Source organism: Candidatus Chlamydia sanziniae, from assembly GCF_001653975.1.
Lineage (GTDB): Bacteria > Chlamydiota > Chlamydiia > Chlamydiales > Chlamydiaceae > Chlamydia > Chlamydia sanziniae.
Genome location: NZ_CP014639.1, coordinates 900,352 through 927,347 on the forward strand (window position 1 = coordinate 900,352; position 26,996 = coordinate 927,347).

Sequence of the window (26,996 nt, forward strand, 5' to 3'; positions counted from 1 at the left end):
AGAGAAGGCAAGTATGGACTTAAAGCAGATAGAGAAACTCATGATTGCTATGGGGCGGAATGGGATGAAGCGTTTTGTGATAAAACGCGAAGGTCTCGAACTTGAGTTAGAAAGAGATACAGGAGGAGATCGGCAGGAGCCTTTAATTTATGATAGTAGGCTTTTCGGAGGATTTGCTCAAGAACGCCCCATCCCTATGGATCCTAAACAAGATACGGCAAAGGACGCATTCGTAGAGCAAACTGAAGTATTACAATCTGCAAATCCTGGAGATTTTATTAGTTCCCCTTTAGTAGGAACTTTTTATGGTTCTCCAGCTCCGGAAGCCCCCTCTTTTGTAAAGCCTGGCGATATAGTGTCTGAAGACACGATTGTTTGTATTGTTGAGGCAATGAAAGTAATGAATGAAGTGAAAGCTGGAATGAATGGCCGTATTGTTGAAGTTCTGCTTACTGGTGGAGACCCTGTCCAATTTGGGTCGAAATTATTTCGTATAGTTAAGGCTGAATAATGAAAAAAGTCTTAATTGCGAATAGGGGAGAAATTGCTGTTAGGATTATCCGTGCTTGTCATGATTTAGACTTGTCCACGGTAGCGGTGTATTCTTTAGCAGACCAAGAAGCTCTCCATGTTCTTCTTGCTGATGAGGCGGTTTGTATAGGAGAGCCTCAGGCGGCAAAATCTTATTTAAAAATATCTAACATTTTAGCTGCTTGTGAAATTACAGGAGCCGATGCTGTACATCCTGGATATGGCTTTTTAAGTGAAAATGCGAATTTTGCTTCTATATGCGACAGTTGTGGCCTGACTTTTATTGGCCCCAGCTCAGAGTCTATAGCTACTATGGGAGATAAAGTTGTCGCAAAGCTTCTTGCTAAGAAAATTAAGTGTCCTGTGATTCCTGGTTCTGAGGGTATTATCCGTGATGAGGGTTCTGGACTGAAAATAGCAGAGAAAATTGGTTTCCCTATAGTTATTAAAGCCGTTGCTGGTGGCGGAGGCCGTGGTATTCGTATTGTTAAGGAAAAAGATGAATTTTATCGTGCGTTTTCTGCGGCTCGTGCTGAAGCGGAGGCGGGATTTAATAATCCAGATGTTTATATTGAGAAATTTATAGAAAATCCTCGCCATCTAGAAGTCCAGGTGATTGGGGATAAACATGGGAACTATGTTCATTTAGGAGAAAGGGATTGCACGGTACAACGCCGCCGTCAAAAGCTTATTGAAGAAACTCCAAGTCCAATTTTGACACCGGAAATGCGTGCTAAAGTGGGTAAAATTGCTGTAGATCTTGCCAAAAGTTCTGGTTATTTTTCTGTAGGAACTGTTGAATTTCTTCTGGATAAAGAAAAAAGATTTTATTTTATGGAAATGAATACGCGTATTCAAGTTGAACATACGATTACTGAAGAGGTAACAAACATAGATCTTGTTAAAGAGCAAATTCGTGTTGCTATGGGAAAAAAATTGCCATGGAAACAGAAGAATATTACTTTTTCAGGGCATGTCATACAATGTCGTATTAATGCTGAAGATCCAGCAAATAACTTTGCTCCTTCTCCTGGCCGTCTAGACTATTTCCTTCCTCCTGCAGGTCCTGCCGTTCGTATAGATGGGGCTTGCTATAGTGGTTATGCAATTCCTCCTTATTATGATTCTATGATTGCTAAAGTTATTACAAAAGGAAGAAACCGCGAAGAAGCTATTGCTATTATGAAACGTGCTTTAAAAGAGTTCCATATTGGCGGAATACACTCTACGATTCCTTTTCACCAGTTTATGTTAGATAATCCTAAATTTATTCATTCTGATTATGATATTAATTATGTAGACAACCTTCTAACTCAAGGCAACTCTCTGTTCTGATCTGCATACCATTATTATTAAGATAATTATAATCTATTCCTTATTTTCCTGTTTACTCTTCTAATTTTGATTAAGAGTTATTTAATTTGCTTTCTCTAGGCTTTTATACGAAAAAGTGCTATAATTTTTTATACTTTTATCTTTTTTAGAATTGTATGGATTCTATTACTCTCCATCCAGATATAAGTCTTTCTTATGCAGCGCGTGCCGTCGCACTTCTGGATAACTACTTTTATTTTGGGGGAGAACAAACTCAGGTAATTGCTGCAGGCGGAAGTTATGTTTTTTGTAGAAAAGTCGCAGGACGTCCCGTATCTTTGGCTGAGAAAGTACTAAAAATTCTTAGTTTTTTATTATTTCCTCTTGTTTTGATAGCACTTGCTTTCCGAGCACTACTGCATATGACTTATAAAGCATCTTTTGTTTATTTCAATAGTGACATACCTGATTGTTGTTGTAGTTTTCTGGCTACAAGTTCTCCTACGGAAGTTGCTAGTTTAGCAGAACATGTGGAAGGAATCTTTCAACAAACGCTGCCTAAGCGTTATCTTACAGCAATACCTAATCTCACGAAGAGTGGTAATTTAGAGTCTATTAGTTTTAGAGTGAATTGGGAGCGTGTTGTTAGAGATTCTTGTTTTAAAAAGGTTCTAAAATCGATAATATTGCCATATGCTTATTTGATGACTTACTTCCCCGCCCTTTGTTCTTGTAAAAAACTCTCTAGTGAATTTGCTAGTACACAAGAAAAATCTGCTCTTGTTAGAGAGGTTATTAGCTATTTACAGATGTGTTATATACATGCAGGATATCCTAAAACAAATTTAGTTCTTGATTTTATGGAGTGGAAAGATTGTCCTCAGATAAAAGTGCCCCATAATGCTTTTAAAGAACTTTTCTTCGGTATGGGTAAGCTTTTAGGAAAATGTATTTTAGAGTTTCTTTTCAAAGAACATCTAATTTCAGGATTTCGATTGACTGATACAAAAGTAAATATTTTATTTGAGTGATTTTGTTTAAGATGTAAGTAAAACGTGAGTTTGTATTCATGTTTATCGTCTCAACTATATGTTTTTCTAATAGTTTTCTTAATTCTCTTTTTCTACGAGGAGAAAAAGGATATTTAGAGAAACTCACAGCTCTAGTAGATACTTATTTTGATTTTACAGGGCGTCATATTATTGTAATCAAAGAGAGCTCCGTACAGGGGGGAGTATTTTGCATTACGGGATCCAGAACAGTTACGCTGCAAGAAAAACTTTTAAAAGCTGTTTCCTATCTTCTTCTTGTTCCCGTGATTATTCTTTTGATTTTCAAATGTCTTCTGCACCTTTTAGTATATTTAAAATATCGGTCATTCTATCAAGTAAATGAAAATGATTTTCGAGAGATCATGATGTTCAGGAATGAAGAATATAACCTACCCGCTCTTCCTTTCAAAGTTTATACTCGGCTTGAGCAGCGCCATCAAGAATTACGTTCAGGAATAAGCAGGGATGAACTTGAAAAGCGAGGATTCTACTTTTTCGGGATGTTAGACTCAATTCCTTACGATAATATTTTCACAAGCGATCTTATTATTACTTTTGGTTTGCTGGAATTCCCAGGATATATCTTTCAATCTTTACCTTCTACTTTCCATTTGTCTGAGTGGATGTCAAAAGAGAGGGGAGGCCATGCCTATGTAGAGGCGATTCGTATTTTAGAAGGCTCAAATATAATGAATCATCGTTCAATTTTACGTTGTCGATATGATTATATGTTTAGTAATGGAAAGAGAGGGGAATCTGTTTATGATTTAGTCATACAACAACAGTTCCACTGGTAAAAATGTTCATGGTATAAAGCGGGAATTTCATGTCTTTTCTTTTATCCAATGTTATAAAGTTTATAGAACTTAATTCTTTGAAATAATTAGATGGTTTTTTCCTTATTTTGGAAGAGATTGTCTTAGTAGAGATATTAATTTATCCCTAATTTTATTATTCTTGTTTAATATTCATCATTTTTCAATTAATTATTACATGACTCATTCAATTTTTAAAAATTTTTTTACTCCAATGACTTTCTCGGAAAAGCTTATGGAAGTTCTTCCATGTCATCGTAAAGGAAATGGCTTGGTTGAACGCATTACGGCCTTTGTAGATAGATGCTTGCAAATTAATCCTAGAACGATGCATATGGAGTATTTCAATCTTAGAAATAATCTTCTTTATAGAGAGAAATTTTTAATATTGACTCCGGAAGAGATTGCTTTGAAACTTTTTGTTTGTCTCTTGATCGTGCCTATTTTCATTCTAATTGCGTTGAAGTTTATTCTACGTTTGATTCTTTATTATAAATATCGCGGATGGGAAGAAATCCAATGGGAAAACGTATTTGTTGATTTCCAAATTAAGTGTCCTCCATGGCCTAATGAAATCAAGGAATTGTTAAAAACAGACAAAAGGGCTCCAGAGAATGAGTTTTTTGAGCTTTCTAAATTGGATGATGATACTAGAGAAGAAATCATAAAATTACATTCTCAGATACGCTCAGGTAAATCAAAAGAAGAGTTAGAAGAGCGTGGGTTTATTATATCTTGTCCTAGTGAGGAGAATGATATTTTGTCCATAAATAAAGAGCTTGTTTTTAAGCATTTAGCTTTCCCTCACTATGTATTTACTTCTATTGTAAGTTTAAGTTTGGGTGATATTCATCTTACTGCTGAGGAAGTTTCTGAATCACGATTATCGATACATATAGATTCTGAAAAAGATCGCTTTGAAAATACAAGACGGAGTGCAGCAAAGGGAGAAAAAAACAAAATATTTGTAGTGCAAAAAGCACGTTATGATCGCGTCCCTGTAAAGGGATATCCGTTAGGCACGTTTGTTTTAATGATACAAGAGCTTTTTTTACAAGAAAAATTCCCTCCTAATATAAATTTCAGAGGAAATATGCTCGAAGATATAAAAGTATTTCGCCAAATTTAGTTTAAAATAATCTAAATTTCAATTTGCCAAGGATATTTATGTTAACCCCGATTTCTTATTTCAAGAATTTTTTTTCACCTATCAACCCCAAACAAGTATATAATCATTGTTTTTTCATGCGTGAAATTTTTCTTGTCTTGATTGTCTTGATTGCTTTAGCAGCGTTAGGGAGTGTTCTAATCTTGGGAATCCTAGAGTTGATTCCTTTCATTGCTGCTCTCATTCTTGGCGGCATTTGTGCTTTAATACTCTTAGGTCTTATCTTAGTAGGGAAACATTACAGAACGATTGATGTCATCATTGATGACAATTTACTTCTGTGGGCAAAGATTTTCTCTATAAATCAAAAAGCCATAAGCATGGATCTTATTGCTTCTGCAGACCTTAAAAAGGCTAAAGAAGCTGCTAAAGCGAGGCTTGCCCGAATAGTAAGGGAATGTAAGAGCCAAATATTGAAGGGCATTTACATTAGAAATAAGGAGATTCTAGAGATTCATACTTTTCTTCTTAAGTGCGATCATCGGACTAATTACAAGCGTCTAGTTGCAACGTCTTACTACTTATTAAAAAAAATTGAAGAAAAATTTCCAGAATTTATTAAAGAGCTTTATTCTAATCTTTTGCGAGGACGTATTAAAGAAAAAAATGGAAAAATTCATAAACTTCCTCAGGATAAAACATCGTATGATTTCCATAATAACCTTGCGACTTTTTGTTTAGCCTACTCCAACAATTATGATGGGCATTTATCTTCGGTCTTTAAAATAATCCGAACTTTAGTTGTGAATTATATTGGTCTACGTGAGGTAAGCAAAGATACGAAATTTTTCTCTTCAGAATCAAACTATTATTCGCTACGGTGTATATTTAATGATTGTGTTAAGCTCGTACAAGGTTTGTTTAATCTGGACTTATTGAAAGTCATGTATGAGGAGGGAAGATACCATCCTTCACAGGAACAAAATATTTTAACTGCTCTTATGTTTGCTGAAATGTGGGATCAAGACAAATTGGATCTAATAGTATTAAGTTTGAAACGAGCTTCTTTTAAAAATATGGATTATATCTGTGGTGAATGTGTAAATTATGAATAGAATTCTTTCTAGGCAAAATAAAAGAAGATTCTACATAATTTTGGCAAAAGCTGAAAAATAAATTTTATATAAGAGTCTTAGATTAAAAGAAAAGCGAAGGTTTTCTTAAGATTAGAGTTGAATAAGTTGTCATGATTACAAACACAACAAAAGGCCAACGATTTGAGTTATTAAACTCCTAATGTTGACCTCTACAACCATATAATTCACAGGATTTATAATATAATCCATAGAAATAGGTTGTTTAGTATTCATAGATTACTCTTTAGTTAGAAACTAAGTATTAAAACACATTCTTTTTCATATTAGAAAATTAAAAATAATCAACTTGTTTTTCTAAATAAATTAAAAAACTCTATCTCAAAGAAAAAGCTCAACTAGATTCCCGGTTTTACTTTAGAAAAGAGCAAATAAAGTTTATGATAATAAGCTTTAAATTCGAAGAAAGGGCAGTTGTAAAAGAAATTGTCTCTTACTTCAATAGTCTGATAATGATAATTATGTTGTATAGTTTTCTGATAGCCTAGTCATCTGTAAAGTTACAAATCGTTTTGCCAAAGTGACTTCAAAAACTTAACAATAACTTATGTATGCATTTTATAATGCATTAGCATTACTGCATTAGCATTACAGGAAATAATGAACCAAAGAAACGAGTAACAAAAAGGACTACTATTAAGATTAGCAGAGTTTGGAGTAATATATACACTATTTTTGTAAGAAGTATCAAAATTCCTAACCCTAGAATTTCTAAAATCGCTCGTATAGTATGAAAAGTTTTTTCTTTTGTAGTATCTTTAGGATCTTTTGTGGACCAGACACTATAGAATCTTCCACATCCTATGACACCCCCAACTATAGGAATCGATGCAAAAATAAGATCCCCCCACTTTTCTTGTGTATTGCCTAATCCTAGTGAATCTCGAGAAAACCCTTTTCTAAATAGAAAAAAGTAATTCTTGCTAGCAGAACTAGTTATAAAATCAAGGTTACTAGTGTATTGATTGATAAACATACTCTATTTATTCGAATTGTATTCATATGGAAAATACTTTAAACATAGCCATGTTTTTCTTCTAACTAAATTTCTATAAGACCTTCTTTATTAAGTTTTTTCTTCTTGAATTGAAACATAAAAAACAGGTTGTTCCCTGAGGTCTTTTTCTATTCTGCTTTAAGATGGGAAATTGATAAGTGGGATAGATGCTTGTGATTTTAAAAAAAAAACTATATAATTTTCGGCGCCTTTTATTTTAAAAAAAAAGTACATGTATGACTTGCGCACCACTATCTTTTTCATCACCATTATCCGCACCCCTATCTTTGATTTCATCACCACTATCTTTGATTTCGTCATCGACGCAAACATCTTTTGCGTATTCTTTACCAAAGATTGGTCGTCGCTCTACTCTGCGGATAATTCTTGATATTTTGATTGTTACTTTAGGTATAGGAATTTTGGTTTCGGTTGCAATTGTTCTTTTTTTTCTTTATGGATTGAACTTGCTGTCGATACCTGTAATCGTTACTTCTTTTAGTTTTGTTCTTATCGGATTTTTATGTATAGTGCTGGGGCTATATTTTATGGTTAATAGTGTGAATCAAGGTCTCGTAGGTACCCTCCAAAAGCGACTTATGGAGAATGAAACAGTAATTGAGGAACTCTCTAAAGAACTTAAAGAGTTAACAGCCTCAAAATCTCAGGAAATGTTACAGTTAGCAACCCGTTAAAGGCTTATTGATTTTATTGTTATAGTCTTTTTGATGGTTGTTAAGAACTCTACATATATCTAGTTTATTAAGTTATTTGTTGTAAGTGTTTAGGTATGTATAGGATTTTCTAATAATTATTTTAAGTTGGACATCGGTCTGTATCATCAAGTGAGGAGTTCGATCTTTCTCTTCTTGGAAAGAAAAATTAAAAACAGAGAAGGGTATTGTGTGTTGAATGAATTAATTTTTTGTACTCAAACTGTTGTTGTTGTGATGCTAGGTATTTTTTGTACCTCTAGAGGAAAGGCATGGCTGACTGGGTGGTTGTCCCTCCTTTCCGTAATTGCGAATATCTTCGTTTTGAAACAGGTGTCTCTTTGGGGGCTTGAAGTCACATCCGCTGATGTTTATATGGTGGGATTACTCACCTCTTTGAATTATGCTCGTGAACTTTACAGCAAGGAGAGTGTAGGCGATGCTATGTTGGGTTCTTGGTTTATTTCTATCGCTTTCCTTATCCTTACGCACCTTCACCTTGCTCTGGTTCCCTCTTCTAGTGATACAACTCAGAAGCACTTTCAAGCTTTATTTTCTTCTACTCCGCGTGTCATTTTTGCTTCCTTAGTCACTATGATTAGTGTACAGATTTTAGATGTGAAGTTGTTTGTTTATTTACAAAAAGCCTTTCGTTATAAGTATTTTGGCGTGCGGTCAGCACTTTCTTTATTTATTTCTCAACTTGTCGATACTGTATTATTTTCATTTTTAGGATTGTATGGATATGTTGCTCATCTTTCGCATGTTATATTGTTTGCTTTGGTTATTAAAGGCGTGGTCATTGTGCTTTCTATTCCTACAGTAGTTTGTGCTAGGGTAATTAAAAAACGGTACTTATCTTAAAGCAAATAGCTAACAGATGTATTGAGTGGTTCTACAACATTTTCCTTCCAGGAGTTCCAGCGGGTAGGGGAAAGTAAATGACACCATTGTAACAAAGCTGTAGTTTTGAATGCAAAGGCGACGAGTAGGTAGAGAATCACTGCAAGAACACATCTTAAAATATCAAGAAGAAGAAGTAGTACACCGAACCCTAGCATTTCGACTATTCCTTTAGTAACTTCTAATCTATACTTACACATGTCATTCGGATGAATAGGGCCTGCATGCGCTTCAATTAGACGGATAATACCAGCAGCTATAGAAATTATGGGAAGACTTCTATACATTTTGTGCAGTATCCCCTGCTCTTTAAAGTTGGGTATTCGATAAGGGGTAAAGTTTAATTCCGCGGGGTCGTAATGGCGTCCTTGGACCAAGATACGGAATGGACACATCCATTGTGAAGCAGCAGCTAAAAATGCGTCATAACTTTGGAATAGCATCGTTTACATTCTTACAACGTCATTCAACTTATGTTTATTTTATAATATTTATTATACACTTATGCGTCTTTGTTTGGTATAAAGAGAAGTTTGTAAAAGGAAAAATTATTCTTTGTTATGTTGGCAGCATAATTTTAGAAACACGTGTTTATAAGTTACCTTTACTTCAACCCTTGTCTTTCTTATATTTCCTTTGTTTTTTGAATGACACTTGTAAGGATTTGCTTTGGCTTTGAAGTTTCGTATTCTTCATAAATCTAAGAAATCCCAAGCTCGTGTAGGGCAGATAGAAACAGCTCACGGCATTATAGATACACCTGCTTTTGTCCCTGTTGCTACTCATGGTGCTCTAAAAGGAGTTATCGATCATAGCCATGTTCCTCTACTTTTTTGTAATACCTATCACCTTCTTCTTCATCCTGGAACAGAGGCTATCGCTAAGTTAGGCGGACTCCATCAGTTTATGGGTCGTCAGATGCCGATTATTACTGATTCTGGAGGTTTTCAAATCTTTAGTTTAGCGTATGGTTCGGTAGCTGCAGAAATCAAAAGCTGTGGGAAGAAAAAAGATATTTCCTCCTTAGTACAGATTACTGATGAGGGAGCTTGGTTTAAGTCGTATAGAGATGGACGTAAGCTGTTTCTTTCTCCAGAAATCTCTATTGAAGCACAGAAAAATTTAGGCGCAGATATCATCATTCCCCTTGATGAGCTTCTTCCTTTTTACGCCGACAGAGAGTACTTTTTATCTTCTTGTGCGCGTACCTATGTCTGGGAAAAGCGTTCTTTGGATTATCATAAGAAGAACCCCAAATGCCAATCTATGTATGGTGTAATTCATGGAGGTCTCGATCCTGAACAGCGTTGCATAGGCTGTCGCTTTGTTGAAGAAGAACCTTTCGATGGTTTTGCCATTGGAGGTAGTTTAGGACGTAATCTTAAGGAAATGGTGGATATTGTTCGCATCACAACTGCTTTTTTAGCGAAAGATCGCCCTATCCATTTATTAGGAATAGGGGATGCACCTTCCATAACTGCTACGGTGGGCTTTGGCGTTGATTCTTTTGATAGTTCTTACCCGACTAAAGCAGCTCGTCACGGTTTGATTTTGTCAATTGGAGGAGGAATTAAAATAGCACAACAGAAATATATGTATGATTCGACTCCCCTAGATCCATCCTGTTCATGTCTTACTTGTTCTTCGGGAATTTCCCGTGCTTATCTTAGACATCTCTTTAAAGTGCGGGAACCCAACGCTGCAATTTGGGCTTCTATTCATAATTTGCATTATATGCAGCAGGTTATGGCAGAAATTCGTGAGCGTATTTTGCGTGATGAAATTTAATTTATCGAAAAGACAAGTTTAAGCAGTTTTTGATGTGAGTCTATAGGTTGCTTATTGTGTATTTCTTGACTGTGGTAGATAAAATATTCTGTTTTAGTTTTTCTGAATAAAAACATTGCTTATGATTCCTAAATATACAAGACACATTGAGTTTGTCGTAGCTTCTACTTATTTTCCTTGTTGTTTAGTGCAGCGAGGATTTGTTCGAAATGCTCGTAATCTAATGTTTCCCTTGGGAAAAAGTGCTGGTATCGAATTAAAGAGAAGTTTTTTTGCTTCCATTCCTATCTTGGGAATACTTATGGGGATGGAAAGGCTTTATAGCGTCTGGTCAACAAAAGATCTCCGAGATTCTCGAATATCTATATGCTTGCATACCCTAGTAGGGATCTTAGAGGTTTTGGGTTTGGGGATTATACTTGTATTTGCTAAAATTCTTCTATTAATTTTGCTTTTACTTTTTTTTACTTTTTACAATCTATGCTCTTCTTTCTGTTTACGTGGAAAAGTTCCTTCTTATGTTGTGTAGTATGATTGAGATGCTTTTCTTGTTTAGGATGTGTTTTTACAACTCTATTCAAGTTTTCGAGCAAGAATTAAGAGGCAACTTATAGTACAAAAGACAAGAGCAGATGCTATAGGAATTGTAATATAACTGAATAAGAAAATCTTCGTTGAGCACGATATTCTTCCGCAAATGTCCATTTGCATTCCTGGAATTTCTTGTAAGCATATTTGGTATATGGCTAGAACTAGGCCTATCAGAACTTGGGGAAGGACGTAAAGCTTTATAGAAGTATCGTGACGATAAGCAGCAATTCCCAGGATGAAGGTTAAAGGAAATAAGCAGATTCTTTGGTAATGGCAAAAGATGCAAGGCTCTATATTTAGAATATAGCTATAAAACACACTAATTAATGTGCCAATACAAGCGATTACCCACGCAAAATATAATGCATAATTGCGTAAGAACTTACTCATTGCCATCTCCTTCGGAAGCTTGTAGCTGATGGATTTGAGCAATTACCTTTTCAATTTTGTCAAATGTAGGATCTTCAACTAAATAATCTCCAACTATAGCTGTTGGTGTAGCGAGCTGTCCCCCTAAGACTCGGGAACAGTAAAGATTATTTTTCTTTAGTTGATCGTTATATCTTCCTGAAGCTACACATTGCTGTAGGCCTTTCGTATTTATGCTACGTCCAGAGTTAGTTTTCAAACCTTCTGCGAGTTTTGCAATGACTTCAGGAGTTGCCCAATGGGAGCCCTCCTCTTTAGGATAGATAAGTAGACGATGAAAATATTCTATATAGGCGTTCACATCAGGTTGTCGCGGATTGTGGTTATAAATACAAAAAAGCGCTTGGACGACAGGTCTAGAACCGCGTATGAAGCACACAGGGATTAGAGTAAATGATGCCTCTCCTTTGTCGATATAATGTTGTTTCAATAAAGGAAATATTTCAGTAGAAAACTCCGTACAAGCGGAACAGGAAGGTTCTTCAAATATCGTAATGTTGATAGGAGCATAGGGATTGCCAAGGGTAGGAAAGTGCTTTGTATTTACGGGAATATGTGCCTTAGCCGGAAGAAGTATCTGCTTTTTATACACAAGCCATCCTAAGCACATAAGAAATAACACTGATGTGCATAAAACAAGGATCTTTTTGTTCAAGGGAAAGGATCTCATTACTGAATTTTATAATTAGCTAATAAAATAAAAGATATAAAAGTGCAAAAGAGTTTTGATTACAGAAGTTAAAAAATTACCAATCTTACCCCTTGGGTTAAAGAAAAATGCTTTTTTACGAAACATCTATAAAATAACTTTCCCTTTTATTTTGTGCCCCCTTATTAGGAAAGAAATGTTCCTAAGGTTTTATTCTTATGGATAAAGAGACTCTTGAAAATATTTATAAACATTTTCGATACCGTTTCCTGAAGCTTAATATTTTGCCTGCCTTCCTTGGCCTGCTTCTCATTTGTACACCAAGAACACTAAATTATCAGGAACCCGAAGTCATCTTTTCTGATCGTCTTTGTGGGATTTTACTTATCTGTCTTGCTTTGCTTTCATTAAAACAACGAGCTTGTCTTTGGCTAGGAGTCATCTTAGGAATGTGGGTCATGCTGTTTGCTTGTTTCCCGCACCGTTCTGCTACGATTTTTGTTAATGATACGTTGGTGGGCTTTGCTATTCTTGCTGTGGTTTGTATCTCCCCTACAAGGCCTGAGGCTCTTGAAGTAGGACCTACGTTTCCAGAAGGATTTTCCTATAATCCTTCTGCGGGAGGACGTCGTGCTGCTGTCCTTTTCCTTAGTTTACTTGCTTGGCTCCAAGTGCGTTACCTCACTGCTGCAAGTTTAGGTATTGCAAGTACCGCATCTTCACGTCCTTTTTTACTTTATGCGAGTATGTTAGTAGCATATTCTCTTCTTGTCGTTCTTTCTTTAGCAGGAAGCGAGCGTCGCTGGCATACAAGACCAAAGATTGTCATTGCTACTACTATTACTTTAATCAGTGCAATTATTCTTACACTCATTCCTGTAATCTTGCATCAGTTACGTCCTGACTGTTGGCTTTGCCTTTGCCTCACTATAGAACCTGCATTTGCTGTCGTTTTTGCTTATGATGAGATCCGAGCAACTTTGAGCTATATATCCCAGTTTTTAGGAGATAAGCGAGCTTTAGCTCGCGCTTCTTTCTTTGGCTCCGAGTATTATAAACATACTCTTTTTTGGGAAGAAAGGACGGTTCTTCCTTTGAAAAAAGCGTGTAAGCAGGCTTTTCAAGGCATATCTTTCCCTATCAATCAGCTTTTGAGTATTCTTGTCGCTGCTATCTTTATAAAGATTAACAGTTACGTGAGTTTACCTACTTTCTCGAAAAATTTTCTTAATATTTGTGCGTGGTTTATTATTGTACTTGCTATTTTCGCTTTTGCGGAGAGTTTACGTCATATCAAGTGGATCAGTTTAATTTTTGCTATTGCTATTTTGTTTTCCCCCGTACTTTTCCATATCCCTATAGAATCTTCTATGTTCTTCCCTATTATTGTTACGGGATTGGTACTGATCTTTTTATCCATAGGAAGAATAAGACCCAAGAAAACAAATCTCCTTTAAACAAGGTTCGTTTATTGCTACATGTGAATAAAATTTTATTTAGATATGTTTTTTACGTCTCTTCAGCTTCACGTTTGTCACGTTTTTTCTTTTCATATTGGTTCATATGGATTCCCTCTTTAACATACTCTAAAGCTTGAAGAATAGTTTCATCGTATCTGGAAGCCTGGTCAGAGTCCTTGGGAGGAAGTCCTTTTATTGTCTTGCCAAGGCTAATGAAAGAAAATCTTTTTGAGGCTTGAGGAACGAGCACATTTGATTCTATAAAGTTTGCTAAAGGCTGTTTTGATATGTTTTTCTCCTGAATACAGTGATTGCGAATTTGATTATAATTACTTTCCGCAAGATTTTTATGGAGATTTAAGGCGTGCTTATGATGGGAATAGGCATAAATATTTAGAGGAAGGACCAATAAGATAAAAGCAAGTACTGCAGGAACAATGAGAGGAAGGATAATTTCTGTCATTATACTTACTCCTATAGGAGGACAGCCTAGAAGGATAGCTCCTAGGCTAAAAACAATTACAGCAAAGGTGAGAATTATGGCAGCGAGGATAGCGGGAAGTACTCCCTTCCAACGATGGTAAGAGACATTGTGATAGATCTCTAGTTTTTGTTCGGAAGTTAGGACAGAAAGAAGAGGGGTTGGGGGTGTTGATGATTCAAAAAGGGAAGGCATACTCATGAATACAGATGCTCTTTTAGATGTTGAATCAGATACAAGCGATTGTTTAAAGACTGCATAGACGGACTCAAAGAGATGGGGACCAGATTGTTATTTTTAATCACAAGCAAAGTGTCTCCTAAAAATAAGACATCATGAAAATCGTGGGTGACTAAAACAATAGTTTTTCCTTCTTTTTTTGCTAAGAAAACTATGTCTTGGTAGAGCTGTTCTTTAATTATCATGTCTAGGGAAGAAAAGGGCTCGTCCAAAAGAAGAATAGGCTTTGAAGAGAGGCATTGTGAGGCAAGGGCTACCCGCTGTCGCTGTCCCCCAGACAATTCATCAGGATAACGATTGAGTAAGGGGGTTAAATCGAAATTTTGGATGATTTTTTCCAGACGATCCGAAGGAATGGGAGAGCGAGAGGTTTTGGGACCCAGTTCGGTTGGCAGTAAGATATTTTTTAATACGGTGCGCCAAGGAAGCAAGGCTTCTTTTTGTTGCATATAGGCAACGTGTTTATTGGTAAGTGCGGATTTTCCCCATAGAAACTCTCCCTGTTGAGGAGGTAGGAAACCCGCAAGAAGATGGAATAATGTAGTTTTGCCTGTTCCAGAACGTCCTAGAATGATGGTAATTGTTCCCGGAGACACGGTAAATGAAACATTTTGAAATATACAGAGCTGATTATAAGAATAATATAATTGAGTGACTTGCAGCATTGAGAAAATCTTCATTCTTAGGATATGAAGGACTTGCGGTTACCAAGACTTGAACTTGGGACCTCGACATTATCAGTGTCGCGCTCTAACCGACTGAGCTATAACCGCGAATTATGTATGGAGACTAGGAGACTCGAACTCCTGACCTTCTGAATGCAAATCAGACGCTCTACCAACTAAGCTAAGTCCCCTCCAATTTTCTCCCATAAGGCGAAAATAAAAAGATCATCTTACTTTCTCTGAGATTTAACCTCAATGAAGAAAGTAAAAGGTGTTTTCTAATGTGCTAGGCAAAGCTCTTTTAAGACACTTTTAAGTAAGGTATCCATATAAATCTTGCTTGCTTCATTTTGAAGTTTTTTCCACTCTTCATGGCTTGAAGATTCTAAGGGATGAGGAATCAGGATATTCACCCCTAAGCAAGGAATCTTATATTCATAGCAGACTTGAGAGACAGCACCGCTAGCACTGTCAAACCCTTGAATTTCGGGGTAGAGTTTCTGTAGAGAAAGAAAATAATTACGCGACATCGCAAAGGATTCTCCTGTAGCAACTAAGCCTTCAGTCAATGTATGTTCTGTCTTGGTTTTGGGTTTCAAATACCCATACGTTTTTAACAAATCTTCAATTACTTGTTTCTCTGTAGTGATAAATTCTTTTCCCCCCTTGCGAATAGCTTCGCGGTGTACGTCACTAGTTGCAAACACACTTTTCTTGATGTCAGGAATCTCAAATCTTTCAAAAAAAGGACGGATATCAGTGTCATAATTGATGTATCCTTTAGAAATTAAAACATTACCGAAGCGGCTGTTTTCTGATCGAGAGTAACACGTTCCAATGATGAGAATGAGATCAACATGATGTTTAAGAATCATGTTACATGTAACAACAGCGGAAGAGACTTTATTAGGCCAAAGAGAGGAGACGACAAAGTATTTTCCAAAGTAATTGCCAGAGTAGTAGATTCTCTCCCCTTCTTGAGTTCTCTTACTGTTGGAAAACCAGGGGATAGGACAGCCAGAGTCTTCTGAAGAGCTGTCGCCGGTTGTCTCAGGAAAAGCAAAAATAATTCCAATACGAGTTAAGGGAGCTTGTTTCTCGTTTAGGATATTTAAATCTTCGGCAACAACACTAAAAAAAGAAAGAGAACAGAAAAAAATAAGGAGAAATTGGCCGACCATAACTGTGCCACCCACTTTATAAAGAGGTTTTCCTGTAGTTTATAGAAAAAGAATTGTTAAAGAGAATAAAAAAAGAGAGAAGTTAGCTTTTTTGAGTCTAGGGGTAGCGAAAAACTAGACTCAAAAAAACTGAATTGGGATGAAAATGGATAGAAGCTCTTATAAGTGAATTTTTTTACGCATAGAGGAAGGCATTGTTTTTGCTTCACGTATTTTGGTAATTTTGAAAGATTTTGTGAAAGTTGCGTACTCTTCATCTAGCGCTTTGGGATCTTTATTTTTATAGACGATAAACACCTGATAGAGTGTGTGATTTACAGATATTAACATTCCTCGAAAGTAGACGTCTTCACAGGAAATCCAGAATTCTAAAGTTTTATGTCCTTGAATTTGAGTGGCTTGCATGAAAAGAACTTGGGACTCAGGTAGAGCCTGCATCATTCCTGAAAACCCTTCTTGAAGGTTGAGCTCAGGACGACTAATATCAACTTTATCTGGATATTCCCAAACAGAAACTACGTAGACACTATTGTCTTCCGTAGTCTCTGTTACGTAGGTATCATAACGTATGGTAATCTCTGACTGAGGAAGTTCTACAATTTGTCCTGAATGGTCAGGCTCACCGGGAAAATCTACAGAAAAACCACAATTTGATGTATAGTCGTAGTGTTTCCATTCGAGAGAGCTTTTTACTTTAGAGATGAAAACTTCTTTCTGGGCCTCCTTTTTAGAGAACCACCCTTTCACTTTTTCTAGAAACCTCGGACGTGTTTCTGCTCCTATTCCAGGGGAAGGGTAGAGAATATTTAGGGATAGTAACGTGGATAATAGGGCCTTTTTCCAAAATGGCGACATAATAAACTAAAAAACAAAACATATTAACTATCTAAATAATATCTCGGCTGCATTTTTATTTTGTAAAATAAAATAGATTTTTTCGAAAAAATAAAAAAATCTTGTCTTTTATAAAACTCAAAGAGATAATCCTCGTAGATTAAAAAATATAAATTATTTATAGGTGGTTGTATGAATCAGCGAACCTCTAAAGGTCTAAGACTAGGAGTATTACCTGCGCGCTGGTATAGTAGTAGATTTCCTGGAAAGCCTCTGGCGATGATCCTTGGAAAATCTTTAATACAAAGGACTTATGAAAGGGTGTGTGAGTGCTCTTTACTTGATAAAATTGTAGTTGCTACTGAAGATCAGCGTGTCATCGACCATGTGAATGACTTTGGTGGACATGCCGTTATGACCTCTTCTAAATGGATTAATGGTACGGAGCGTACGGCTGAGGTTGCCTCTACTTACTTTCCTAATGCTGAGATTATTGTAAACATTCAAGGAGATGAACCGTGCATAGATCCTAAAGTAGTGGATTCTCTAGTCCAAAAACTCGAGACATCTCCTGAAATACAATTAGTGACTCCTGTAGCTGTAACTAAAGACAAGGAAGAGATTTTAGCAGAGTATAAGGTAAAGTGTGTCTTTGATACTCAGGGAAGAGCGCTTTATTTTAGCCGTAGCCCTATCCCCTGTATTTTTAAAGAAGATACCCCTATCTATTTGCATATCGGTGTCTATGCTTTTAGAAGAGAAGCTCTCTTCCGCTATATACAGTACAGCTCTACGCCTTTAAGTGATGCCGAAGATCTTGAACAGTTACGTGCGTTAGAGTTCGGCGAGTGTATCCATGTGTGTGTTGTAAATGCGAAGAGTCCTTCCGTAGATTATCCTGAAGATATAATTAAGGTAGAAAAATATATCACATGCCTTTCAAGTGCTTGTTTTTAACTGGAGGCGTAGTCTCTTCTTTAGGTAAAGGGTTAACAGCGGCTGCTTTAGCCCTACTTTTAGAACGACAGGGTCTTAAAGTTGCCATGTTAAAGCTAGACCCATATCTTAATGTAGATCCAGGGACGATGAATCCCTTTGAACATGGTGAGATCTATGTTACTGACGATGGAATAGAGGCAGATTTGGATCTAGGCCACTATCATAGGTTCTCTTCAGTTGTACTTTCTAAGTATTCTACAGCGACTTCCGGTCAAATTTATGCTCGTGTAATTAAGAAGGAACGCGAAGGCTATTATCTTGGAAGTACAGTTCAAGTCATCCCCCATATTACTAATGAAATTATGCAAGTGATATTGGATTGTGTTCAGGAGCCTGCTACGGATGTCCTTATTGTGGAAATTGGAGGTACTGTAGGAGATATTGAATCGCTCCCCTTCTTAGAAGCTATTCGACAGTTTCGTTATGAGTATCCTGAAGATTGTCTTAACCTTCATATGACCTATGTCCCTTATTTAAAGGCTGCGAGAGAAGTTAAGACTAAGCCTACACAGCATTCAGTACAAACTTTGCGGAGCATTGGAATTATTCCTGATGTAATTTTATGTCGTTCTGAAGAAGCCCTTAGCTCTGAAGTCAAGTCTAAGATTAGTCTTTTTTGCAATGTTCCGAGTAATGCGGTCTTTAATGTTGTTGATGTACGCGCTACAATTTATGAAATGCCTCTTATTCTTTCTCAAGAGCATATTGCTAGATTTATTGGACAGAAATTAAAATTAAATGTTCAGCCAGAAGATCTTACGGATTGGAAAATCTTAGTTGATCGGTTATCTCAGCCTCTTCCTAAGGTATACATAGGGATTGTAGGCAAATATCTTCAACATCGCGATGCATATAAGTCAATATTTGAAGCATTAACTCATGCTGTTCTGAGTCTCAATTACTCTATAGAGATCCTCCCTATAGATGCCGAAGATCCAAATTTATCTCAGATTCTTGCGCAATGTGACGGCTGTTTAGTTCCTGGAGGGTTTGGAGCTCGTGGTTGGGAAGGGAAAATTTCGGCTGCTAGATTTTGTCGTGAACATAGAGTTCCTTATTTTGGCATTTGTTTGGGGATGCAAGTTCTTATTATAGAATATGCACGTAATGTTTTGCATTTATCGCGGGCGAATTCTACAGAAATGGAGAAAGAAACGCCTGATCCCGTTGTCTGTATGATGGAGGGACAGGATCCTCTTTTAGCTACTGGAGGTACGATGCGCTTAGGATCTTATCCTTGTCGCTTAGTTCCAGAAAGTAAGGTATGGAAAGCTTATGGACAAGTCAATGAGATCTATGAACGGCATCGGCATCGCTATGAAGTGAATCCTACTTATATTAAATGTTTAGCAACCCAGGGCTTACATGTTGTTGGTATTTGCCCCCATCAAGAGTTATGTGAAATTGTCGAAGTTGAAGATCACCCTTGGATGGTAGGCGTACAGTTTCATCCTGAATTTATTTCTAAATTAATCAAACCTCACCCTCTTTTTATTAGGTTTATACAAGAGGCTCTTGTTTATTCTAAGGCCAAAGCTCATGTCTAATGGTCATGCTTTTAAGGCATTTCTTGGGGTGGATTATGGGAAAAAACGCATAGGGTTGGCTTATGCGGTAACGCCTTTTTTTTTGAGTCTTCCTATAGGAGTTCTGGAAGCGAGTAAGAGTTTAGAGGCAACAGCACAAACCCTCCAAAAGGTTATTGTAGACCGGCAGATCACTTGTGTAGTTCTAGGTAATCCTCTTCCCATGCAGAGAAATCAAATTTCCCCTTTACAAGAGGAAATAACAGCTCTTGCTGAAAAACTAAAAGAAATACCTCTTGTAGACATTGTGCTTTGGGATGAACGTCTTTCTTCCGCTCAAGCGAAACGCATGTTGAAACATGATTGTGGGCTTAGCCGAAAACAAAGGAAAGGCAAAACAGATGCTCTTGCTGCAACTTTGATCTTAACAAGTTTTCTTGAGAGTAGTCATGAGATTACATGAGCTACTTCTCATAGATTAAAAAAATTTTCTTCTTAGGAACTATTGTTATTTTTTGTTATTTTTGCTCTTAATCCTGTTAGACAAAAAAGGAGTTAGAAATGGCTGATATAGTTCAAGAGGAGAAAGATACAACTTCTCCGCGTCTATGTCCACCCTGTGTGTTAGTTATTTTTGGCGCTACAGGAGATCTTACTGCGCGTAAACTTCTACCTGCTTTATACCGTCTTTCAAAAGAAGGGCAGCTTTCTGAGACATTTGCCTGCGTTGGATTTGCAAGAAGAGAAAAGACTCATGAGCAATTTCGTCACGAGATGAAGCAAGCGGTCATTACCTTTTTACCATCCACAGAATTAGATATTCGGGTTTGGGAGAATCTTCAGGAGCGATTGTTTTACCATCGTTCAGAATTTGATAATACTGCAGGTTATATTTTATTGAAGAGTTTTTTAGAGGAAATAGATCATAAATGTGGGACTCGGGGAAATCGTCTTTTTTATCTTTCTACTCCTCCACAATATTTCCCTGAGATTATTAGAAATCTAAACAAATACGACCTTTTCTATAAATTTTCTGAAAAAGGGCAACCCTGGTCACGTGTTATTATAGAAAAGCCTTTTGGAAGAGATTTAAAAAGTGCTGAGAAGCTGCAACAATGTATTGATGATAATCTTGATGAAGAGGCTGTGTATCGCATTGACCATTATTTGGGTAAGGAGACTGTACAGAACATTTTAACGATACGTTTTGCAAACATGTTGTTCGAATCTTGTTGGAATTCACAGTATATTGATCATGTACAGATTAGTATGGGTGAGACTATTGGTATTGGAACACGGGGCAATTTGTTTGAATCATCAGGAATGCTCCGAGACATGGTTCAAAATCATATGATGCAGCTTTTATGCTTACTTACTATGGATCCTCCAGTAACTTTCGACTCTGAAGAAATAAAAAAAGAAAAAATTAAAATTCTACAATCTATTTCTCCCTTATCTCCTGAGTCCTCCATAGTGCGTGGACAATATGGTTCCGGCATTGTCCAGGGAGTTTCTGTCTTAGGTTATCGTGAGGAAGAAAATGTTGCTAAAGATTCGAATGTAGAAACTTATGTTGCTGTAAAAGCTGAAATTAATACGCCTCGGTGGCTTGGGGTTCCCTTTTATTTGCGTGCAGGTAAACGTCTTGCAAAAAGATCTACAGATATTTCTGTTATTTTTAAAAAGACCACCTATAATCTATTTTCTGTAGAAAATTGTTCTCTTTGCCCTTTGGACAATGATTTATTGATTATTCGTATCCAACCTGATGAAGGTGTAGCTTTAAAGTTCAACTGTAAAGTTCCTGGAACGAACACTGTTGTACGTCCTGTAAAAATGGATTTTCGTTACGACAGTTATTTTAAAACAACCACGCCTGAGGCATATGAACGATTATTATGCGATTGTATTTTAGGCGATAGAACTTTATTTACTGGTCGCGAGGAAGTTATGGCTTCTTGGCGGCTCTTTACTCCAGTGTTAAGGGAATGGGAAGAAAATTCTATTTCACCAAATTTTCCGAACTATGTTGCTGGCTCTATTGGTCCGAAGGAAGCCGATGCATTGCTACAGGCAGATGGAAGGAGTTGGCAACCTCTATAAAAATCAAAGAAACCTCAAGAAAAGTATATGGCAACACTAGTAAATTTTAATGATAACAATAAGCTTTTGTTAATTAAACAATCCGATTTTTTTGTGGACTTAGCAAGTAAAGACTGGATTGCCACAGCAAATCGGGCAGTTAAAGAGCGTGGTGCTTTTTATGTAGCCTTATCAGGAGGGAACACACCTTTACAAATTTATAGAAACATTGTTGAAAATAAAGACAAACTTATAGACCCTAGTAAGTTCTTCTTGTTTTGGGGAGATGAAAGACAAGCTCCTGTTACATCCGCAGCTAATAACTATAGCCAAGCGATGAGTATACTCTATGAGTTAGCTGTTCCTAGTACTCAGGTATTCCGAATGGATACGCAAGATCCTAATGGGGCGGAAGAGTATCAAAAACTCATAGAATCTGTAGTTCCTGAATCTAGTTTTGACATGATAATGTTGGGGTTAGGAGAAGATGGTCATACCCTCTCTCTCTTTCCTTATACAGCAGCTTTAGAAGAGGAGAATCGTCTTGTTGTGTTTAATGATGTTCCTCAGTTAGCAACAAATAGAATGACTTTAACACTCCCCTGCGTTCATAGGAGTAGGCATATCGTGGTTTATGTACAGGGAGTAAATAAGAAACAAATTGTGAAAGCTATATTTTTTTCCGAAGGCAGAGAAGAAAAAATTTATCCTATAGAACGTATAGGAGGAACTAAGACTCCTTTATTTTGGATTTTATCTCCCGATACTTATGATCTTAAAGATTTTGATAGTATCTCTTCGATATATAAAATGGAAGTCCTATAGTTTTTTGTTGCGAATCTAGCTTCGGAGTAGTGGTTATTGGGGAACTTATGGTTTTATTACAAGGTTCATAGTATATGTTTATCTATAGCTCCCTTTTCCTTTGTCTTTCATTGACTCCACAAAACTCTGCTAAAGCATTTAAGATCTTTTGTGAGGTTTCCTCACAACAGCAACATGTGAATCTAAGAATAGCAATTAAAAGGCAAATTACAAAGATCACTACTCGGAAAAGGAATAAAAGAATTCCAAGACCCAACATTTCTATAACTGCCTGAGCTGTATAGACAACTTTCATTTTTGTAGAGTCTTTAGGATCTTTTGTTGACCACACACTATAAAACCTTCCAGCTCCTACTATCATACCTAGAATAGGAAGTGCTCCTATAATGAGGAAGCGGTTAAGGTTAAAAGAAATTAGTCCATTCGAGTTTCGAACAAATCCTTGTTCAAAAGGGAAAAAAAAAGGTGTAAGATTTGTAGGGAAAAAAAAAGGTGTAAGATTTGTTTGGTATACAAAATCATTGCTGCTTGTAAACTTATTAATAAACATATTTTTTAATAAAATACCTCACAATTCCATAGGGAACACTTTTCCTTATAAATCAATATTTTGCATAACTACGTTATTCTTTATGACAAAGGTGGGCCGTCAGGATAGAGATCTTCGTATTTTGGAGGTGGGTCATCAGAATATGGAGGTAAAGGAGGTGTCAATAAAACGAAAGGAAATACGGGCTGAGGTAAGAGGGCATTACGTATAAAATGAAGATCCGCTTCTCTAAATAGGTTGTTATAGTTAATGAGGCTTTGATTCACCATTATGCGAATGGCATTACCCATATCTCGATGGCTTCGGCAAGAATCCTCAGGGATGCCTATGTCAGAGATGATTGCACTAACAGCGGTTTGGAGTAGCGCTTGTGTCATATGGTGTGCAGTTTGTTTGCATTTTTTAGCACTATAAAACGAAGCAATTAATGCACCGATCAATGTTAAAATTGCTCCGCCTCCGGCTGCTGCACAGCAGCCAATCATTGCAGCGGTGAGAATAGGAGCCGCTCCAGGACCTGTAAAGAACACAGCAAGAACAATACCTGCTATTAAGGCAAATAAAACTAAGGAGGCAATTATAGCAACAATAAGGAAAGAGATCGAGGATGCTCTAAAAGCTTTATATGCTTTTGAGGTATCTTTAGAAGCTGCTAATGCTGTTGCGGTTGCAGCAAAATCTGCCGGATTATTCTTACAAGTTTTTAAGTCTTTAATAATGTTTCCTTGATCTTGTTTTAGAGTGCGTAGCGTAGCGGTAGCCTTGTGGATTTTCCAAATGCAAAAGGCTACGGTACCTAGTGTTGTGCCTAAAATTAGAACGAATATAATAAGTAAAATAGCAACACAAATTATGCCAAGAACTAGAGAAATTGCATTATTATTTCCTCCCAGGGCGTAATTGTATCCGTTCCCAAGATATGCTAATACTGCCAGATGTTGCAGGGAATTCATCAGCACCCCTATAGTGCTTAGACTAGTGAAAATTGGCGAAGACCATGTGTAACTTCTGTAATATAGAGAGTTCTGTAATATTAAAGCGTTAAGCCAGTGAAAATTGAGTTTGCTTTTGGTGAAAAATCTTTTAAGATCATTCGATTGATCTTGACTACCAACAAATTCTGTACCACTGTATAAAAAATTTAAACAACGGCGAGTGTTCTCATTGGCTGCATAAGTTGTGCCGGACAATAGCGTTGTTGGAGTCATGAAAAGTTCATATTTTATTGGAATTGCAAAATTTTACTAGAAATATTGTTTATCAACAAGGATTTTATTTTTTTATCAAGATTTAATTGCGTCGCTAATAGAACTAAAGTCCTTTCAATTAAGAAAATTTACTTTACATTGTACTAGATTTACCATGCACGAACAGTATGTTCTAGTTGGACGAAGGGAACTGCACAGGCAATGAACATCCTAGAACCGCAGCTTGCCCGCCCGCCTTCATTCTCTACATAACTCGCTGTTAATAAAACAATACAGATTATGACTCCAATTATAGGAATACAGTATAGAAGTCCGTAATAATCTGTAGTGTCTTTGGCTTGATTAGTGAAACTTGAAAAGTGTGCTTTAGCACGTGGAATCATTTTTCCGGAATACTTTGCTTGTATGGCAGCTATGAGGAAGGTCAAAGTTTTGTAGATAATCTTAATAAGTAAAAGAAATGGGATAACAATAGAAACAATGACCAGAATAAGTGGAGCTAAAAGTACATCAAGTGTTATAAGGCATGCTTGCTTTACTTTAGACATATTATCTAAATCAAAAGAAGTCATTCCAGGTGAAGAAAGATAAAGGTAACAAGCCATTTTGAACTCCCCAATAAATGTTATTAAAAAATTTTTAAGTTTCTGATATTTTTTACTTTTTAGATAAATACTAAGATTTTTTTTCTTAGCGTGTCTTTTTAGAAAACAGCAAGTAAAATTAGTAGATGATTATAATTCCACAGTTTGGTTTTGTTCAAAACAAACTATTTATTAGATGATTTTTTTTAGCCTTTTGAAAATTCTTGATAAAATGTAAATACACCATACGATTCGATCTCGTTGTTAAAATCTAAGCAATCTAGACTTCAATTTTAAAAATTTCCTGCTAAAGATTCAATAAGGCTTTTACTTTTTTCTAAGGTTATGGGCTTGAAAATCTCAACTTTCCAACACTCCTTGGAATGTATAATGTATGTAGAAAAAAAGATAAGTCACCTAAACAAAGGAGTAAAAGAGCTCCAAAGATTCTTTGAATAAGGAAAACACATCCAAGCATTTTTATAACATAGTGAAGTTTCTGTAAAGGCAGACTCTTCTACATATAAAAAGCACATTCTAATTGCTAAATAGGAAACAGATTTTTACAATTTTGAGGGCTTGGAATATTCTCATATTGTGCGGATAAAAAGTATGTTTTTTTATAAGACAAGATACATTTCTTTGCCTCCTCACCGAAATAAGACTAGAAAAAAGTACTTACTGAGGTTTTTAGAGTACTATGAGGTATAGAGTCTTATTATGAGCGTGTTTTGTTTGCAAAAATTTATGCTTCATCCATTGTTAAAGAAAAATATTATAATGAAAAATGCTTTTTATATTGTTATGGGACCTCCAGGATCAGGTAAAGGCTCCCAATCACAACGTCTTGCAAATACCCTCGGCATACCTCATGTTAGCTCTGGTGATATGTTGCGTGCTGTTATAAAGCAACAAACCCCTTTTAGTCTTGAGGCTAAAGCTTATTTAGATAAGGGACAGTTTGTTCCTAGTAGTGTTGTCTGGAGCCTGTTAAAAGAGAGGTTGCTAAGTAAGGCATGCACACAAGGCTGTATTATTGATGGGTTTCCCCGAAATTTAGATCAAGCTCATATTTTAGACAGTTTTTTCAAAAAATTAGGCTTAAATTACCATGTGTTTTTTTTGGACGTCTCTGAACAGGAAATCATTCGGAGGATTTGCTCTAGGCTTATTTGTCTCTCATGTGCTCGTATTTATAGACAAGAACAAGGCTATAGCCAGTGCCCTCTATGTCATAGCAGTTTGATTCGACGTTCTGACGACTCTCCTGAAGTAGTCAAACAAAGGTTAAAAACATATTACGAATATACCATTCCGGTGACTGCTTATTACGAAAGCATGGGAAAACTTAATCGTATTTCTGCTGAAAATACAGAGGACCAGGTTTTTCGAAATATTTTAAGCTATATTGTTTTTTGAGCTTATGAAGCATTGCCTGCTCTATTCCCCTTTTGCTAATTTATTTTCTGAAGAAGGGGACCTTGAAACACAGATTCTTTTTGGTGAACGTGTTTTATTTTGTAATCACAAATGTTATGCTTATTCCCAGTTATTTAAAGACGGGGCATTGTGGAGACCATATCCAGGGAATCGTTTGTGTGCTGACCACATGACTTGTTTTTCAAGTATTCGATTAGAGCCTAATGCTGCTATAGTTTCATCGTCTGCGTTGTTAAAACCTTGGAATATTCCTCTTCCTTTTGGAACATTACTGGTCGTGGATTCTAAGAATAGGGTACGTTTCCCCAAGGAAGTTTTGGAAGCTCTAGTTGAGGTTTGGGGACCAGGAGAACCTTGGTGTGTATCTCGTCATCTTCGGTTTTTAAATCGAGATTTTTCCATGGAAAATTTATTTCGCGATGCCGAACAATTCTTAGGCTTCCCTTATTTATGGGGCGGACGTTGTCTCCATAAAAATCTCGAGGTATTAGGTGTAGATTGTTCAGGACTTATAAATATTTTATATCAAGCTCAAGGCTATAATATCCCCAGAAATTCTATAGATCAATATGCAGATTGCTACCCTGTCGCGAATTTTAATGAGCTTCCTCCTGGAGGTTTTGTCTTTCTTAATGAAAAGATGTCATGCATCTCTCATGTTATGCTAAAAAGAGATTCTCAGAGATTAATTCATGCTTCGAAGACTTTAGGCAACGTTTCCAATTTTATTGTGGGAAAAGATTGTCAGTTCACAGGGAACATGTTGCATTCACCTAGACTAGGGATAAACGTACCCGCCTTTTTTGGATTTCCTAAAAAAAGAAGAGCTTTCCTTTAATAGGAAAACTCTTCTTAATAAAAGTATTCGTAAACAACG

General features: G+C 36.5%; 29 protein-coding genes and 2 tRNA genes. 18 read left to right on the forward strand and 13 right to left on the reverse strand.

Annotated features, from left to right (window positions below):
* Positions 1-13 precede the first annotated feature (13 nt).
* The 6 genes from accB (at position 14) to Cs308_RS03885 (ending at position 5,935) form a co-directional block, all read left to right on the forward strand.
* Positions 14-511 carry an acetyl-CoA carboxylase biotin carboxyl carrier protein gene (gene accB / locus Cs308_RS03860; RefSeq protein WP_066482791.1) on the forward strand — a complete coding sequence of 166 codons (498 nt, stop codon included), beginning with the start codon at positions 14-16 and terminating at the stop codon, positions 509-511.
* Positions 511-1,866: an acetyl-CoA carboxylase biotin carboxylase subunit gene (gene accC / locus Cs308_RS03865; protein ID WP_066482792.1), complete on the forward strand. Its 1,356-nt coding sequence runs from the start codon at positions 511-513 to the stop codon at positions 1,864-1,866. Before accB ends, accC begins: the two co-directional genes overlap by 1 nt.
* Positions 1,867-2,021: 155 nt before the next feature.
* Positions 2,022-2,876: a DUF648 domain-containing protein gene (locus Cs308_RS03870; RefSeq protein WP_066482793.1), complete on the forward strand. Its 855-nt coding sequence runs from the start codon at positions 2,022-2,024 to the stop codon at positions 2,874-2,876.
* A 38-nt stretch (positions 2,877-2,914) separates the two neighbouring features.
* Positions 2,915-3,694, forward strand: a complete 780-nt coding sequence (locus tag Cs308_RS03875; protein ID WP_066482797.1) for a DUF648 domain-containing protein — start codon at positions 2,915-2,917, stop codon at positions 3,692-3,694.
* A 160-nt stretch (positions 3,695-3,854) separates the two neighbouring features.
* Positions 3,855-4,841 (forward strand): hypothetical protein, encoded by a 987-nt coding sequence (locus tag Cs308_RS03880; RefSeq protein WP_156506734.1) that lies wholly within the window; start codon positions 3,855-3,857, stop codon positions 4,839-4,841.
* A 38-nt stretch (positions 4,842-4,879) separates the two neighbouring features.
* Positions 4,880-5,935 (forward strand): hypothetical protein, encoded by a 1,056-nt coding sequence (locus Cs308_RS03885; protein WP_066482801.1) that lies wholly within the window; start codon positions 4,880-4,882, stop codon positions 5,933-5,935.
* A 613-nt stretch (positions 5,936-6,548) separates the two neighbouring features.
* Here Cs308_RS03885 and Cs308_RS05075 read toward each other — a convergent pair.
* Positions 6,549-6,950 carry a hypothetical protein gene (locus tag Cs308_RS05075; RefSeq protein WP_066482803.1) on the reverse strand — a complete coding sequence of 134 codons (402 nt, stop codon included), beginning with the start codon at positions 6,948-6,950 and terminating at the stop codon, positions 6,549-6,551.
* Between the two features lie 257 nt (positions 6,951-7,207).
* On the opposite strand from Cs308_RS05075, the gene Cs308_RS03895 reads away from it, so the two are divergent.
* Positions 7,208-7,666 (forward strand): hypothetical protein, encoded by a 459-nt coding sequence (locus tag Cs308_RS03895; protein ID WP_066482806.1) that lies wholly within the window; start codon positions 7,208-7,210, stop codon positions 7,664-7,666.
* Between the two features lie 255 nt (positions 7,667-7,921).
* Positions 7,922-8,548: a queuosine precursor transporter gene (locus Cs308_RS03900; protein ID WP_082905025.1), complete on the forward strand. Its 627-nt coding sequence runs from the start codon at positions 7,922-7,924 to the stop codon at positions 8,546-8,548.
* Here the strand turns inward: Cs308_RS03900 and Cs308_RS03905 are convergent.
* Positions 8,545-9,030 (reverse strand): hypothetical protein, encoded by a 486-nt coding sequence (locus Cs308_RS03905; RefSeq protein WP_066482810.1) that lies wholly within the window; start codon positions 9,028-9,030, stop codon positions 8,545-8,547. The two genes, Cs308_RS03900 and Cs308_RS03905, sit on opposite strands and share 4 nt — an antisense overlap.
* A gap of 226 nt (positions 9,031-9,256) precedes the next feature.
* On the opposite strand from Cs308_RS03905, the gene tgt reads away from it, so the two are divergent.
* Together tgt and Cs308_RS03920 are read left to right on the forward strand one after the other, a co-directional pair.
* Positions 9,257-10,375 (forward strand): tRNA guanosine(34) transglycosylase Tgt, encoded by a 1,119-nt coding sequence (gene tgt / locus Cs308_RS03915; protein WP_066482814.1) that lies wholly within the window; start codon positions 9,257-9,259, stop codon positions 10,373-10,375.
* A 121-nt stretch (positions 10,376-10,496) separates the two neighbouring features.
* Positions 10,497-10,904, forward strand: a complete 408-nt coding sequence (locus Cs308_RS03920) for a hypothetical protein (protein WP_066482817.1) — start codon at positions 10,497-10,499, stop codon at positions 10,902-10,904.
* 44 nt (positions 10,905-10,948) lie between these two features.
* Here Cs308_RS03920 and Cs308_RS03925 read toward each other — a convergent pair whose 3' ends face one another.
* Complete coding sequence (locus Cs308_RS03925) at positions 10,949-11,356, reverse strand: disulfide bond formation protein B (protein WP_066482825.1); 408 nt, start codon at positions 11,354-11,356, stop codon at positions 10,949-10,951.
* Positions 11,349-12,050, reverse strand: a complete 702-nt coding sequence (locus Cs308_RS03930) for a thioredoxin domain-containing protein (RefSeq protein ID WP_066483454.1) — start codon at positions 12,048-12,050, stop codon at positions 11,349-11,351. Before Cs308_RS03930 ends, Cs308_RS03925 begins: the two co-directional genes overlap by 8 nt.
* 212 nt (positions 12,051-12,262) lie before the next feature.
* Between Cs308_RS03930 and Cs308_RS03935 the strand changes: the two genes are divergently transcribed.
* Positions 12,263-13,501, forward strand: a complete 1,239-nt coding sequence (locus Cs308_RS03935) for an SPW repeat domain-containing protein (RefSeq protein ID WP_066482828.1) — start codon at positions 12,263-12,265, stop codon at positions 13,499-13,501.
* A gap of 52 nt (positions 13,502-13,553) precedes the next feature.
* Here the strand turns inward: Cs308_RS03935 and Cs308_RS03940 are convergent, their stop codons facing one another.
* From Cs308_RS03940 to Cs308_RS03965, 6 genes are all read right to left on the reverse strand, one after another.
* A complete protein-coding gene (locus tag Cs308_RS03940) occupies positions 13,554-14,186 on the reverse strand; it encodes a hypothetical protein (protein ID WP_066482830.1) in 633 nt (210 codons plus the stop codon).
* Positions 14,183-14,890 carry an ATP-binding cassette domain-containing protein gene (locus tag Cs308_RS03945; protein WP_066482832.1) on the reverse strand — a complete coding sequence of 236 codons (708 nt, stop codon included), beginning with the start codon at positions 14,888-14,890 and terminating at the stop codon, positions 14,183-14,185. Before Cs308_RS03945 ends, Cs308_RS03940 begins: the two co-directional genes overlap by 4 nt.
* 34 nt (positions 14,891-14,924) lie before the next feature.
* Positions 14,925-14,998, reverse strand: a tRNA-Ile gene (locus Cs308_RS03950).
* A gap of 10 nt (positions 14,999-15,008) precedes the next feature.
* Positions 15,009-15,081, reverse strand: a tRNA-Ala gene (locus Cs308_RS03955).
* A gap of 87 nt (positions 15,082-15,168) precedes the next feature.
* The gene (locus Cs308_RS03960; RefSeq protein ID WP_066482839.1) at positions 15,169-16,071 is read right to left on the reverse strand and encodes a 5'-methylthioadenosine/S-adenosylhomocysteine nucleosidase family protein; all 903 of its coding nucleotides are present in this window, start codon (positions 16,069-16,071) and stop codon (positions 15,169-15,171) included.
* Positions 16,072-16,230: 159 nt separating this feature from the next.
* Complete coding sequence (locus tag Cs308_RS03965) at positions 16,231-16,929, reverse strand: hypothetical protein (protein ID WP_231881973.1); 699 nt, start codon at positions 16,927-16,929, stop codon at positions 16,231-16,233.
* 168 nt (positions 16,930-17,097) lie between these two features.
* Here Cs308_RS03965 and kdsB point away from each other — a divergent pair, with 168 nt between their 5' ends.
* From kdsB to pgl, 5 genes are all read left to right on the forward strand, one after another.
* Complete coding sequence (gene kdsB, locus Cs308_RS03970) at positions 17,098-17,862, forward strand: 3-deoxy-manno-octulosonate cytidylyltransferase (protein WP_066482845.1); 765 nt, start codon at positions 17,098-17,100, stop codon at positions 17,860-17,862.
* Positions 17,838-19,451 (forward strand): CTP synthase, encoded by a 1,614-nt coding sequence (locus Cs308_RS03975; protein WP_066482846.1) that lies wholly within the window; start codon positions 17,838-17,840, stop codon positions 19,449-19,451. Before kdsB ends, Cs308_RS03975 begins: the two co-directional genes overlap by 25 nt.
* Positions 19,444-19,893 carry a Holliday junction resolvase RuvX gene (gene ruvX / locus Cs308_RS03980; protein ID WP_066482848.1) on the forward strand — a complete coding sequence of 150 codons (450 nt, stop codon included), beginning with the start codon at positions 19,444-19,446 and terminating at the stop codon, positions 19,891-19,893. Before Cs308_RS03975 ends, ruvX begins: the two co-directional genes overlap by 8 nt.
* A gap of 98 nt (positions 19,894-19,991) precedes the next feature.
* The gene (gene zwf, locus Cs308_RS03985; RefSeq protein ID WP_066482851.1) at positions 19,992-21,533 is read left to right on the forward strand and encodes a glucose-6-phosphate dehydrogenase; all 1,542 of its coding nucleotides are present in this window, start codon (positions 19,992-19,994) and stop codon (positions 21,531-21,533) included.
* A gap of 27 nt (positions 21,534-21,560) precedes the next feature.
* Complete coding sequence (pgl, locus tag Cs308_RS03990) at positions 21,561-22,337, forward strand: 6-phosphogluconolactonase (protein WP_066482852.1); 777 nt, start codon at positions 21,561-21,563, stop codon at positions 22,335-22,337.
* Between the two features lie 82 nt (positions 22,338-22,419).
* On the opposite strand, the gene Cs308_RS03995 is transcribed toward pgl, so the two are convergent.
* From Cs308_RS03995 to Cs308_RS04005, 3 genes are all read right to left on the reverse strand, one after another.
* Positions 22,420-22,887 (reverse strand): hypothetical protein, encoded by a 468-nt coding sequence (locus Cs308_RS03995; RefSeq protein ID WP_066482858.1) that lies wholly within the window; start codon positions 22,885-22,887, stop codon positions 22,420-22,422.
* Between the two features lie 80 nt (positions 22,888-22,967).
* Positions 22,968-24,095 (reverse strand): inclusion membrane protein GarD, encoded by a 1,128-nt coding sequence (gene garD / locus Cs308_RS04000; RefSeq protein WP_156506735.1) that lies wholly within the window; start codon positions 24,093-24,095, stop codon positions 22,968-22,970.
* Between the two features lie 149 nt (positions 24,096-24,244).
* Positions 24,245-24,700, reverse strand: coding sequence for a hypothetical protein (locus Cs308_RS04005; protein ID WP_066482861.1), 456 nt, complete (start codon positions 24,698-24,700; stop codon positions 24,245-24,247).
* Between the two features lie 759 nt (positions 24,701-25,459).
* Between Cs308_RS04005 and Cs308_RS04010 the strand changes: the two genes are divergently transcribed.
* On the forward strand, positions 25,460-26,098 hold the full coding sequence (locus Cs308_RS04010; protein WP_420834799.1) for a nucleoside monophosphate kinase: 639 nt from the start codon (positions 25,460-25,462) through the stop codon (positions 26,096-26,098).
* 4 nt (positions 26,099-26,102) lie between these two features.
* Positions 26,103-26,957 carry a C40 family peptidase gene (locus Cs308_RS04015; protein ID WP_066483459.1) on the forward strand — a complete coding sequence of 285 codons (855 nt, stop codon included), beginning with the start codon at positions 26,103-26,105 and terminating at the stop codon, positions 26,955-26,957.
* Positions 26,958-26,996: the final 39 nt, after the last annotated feature.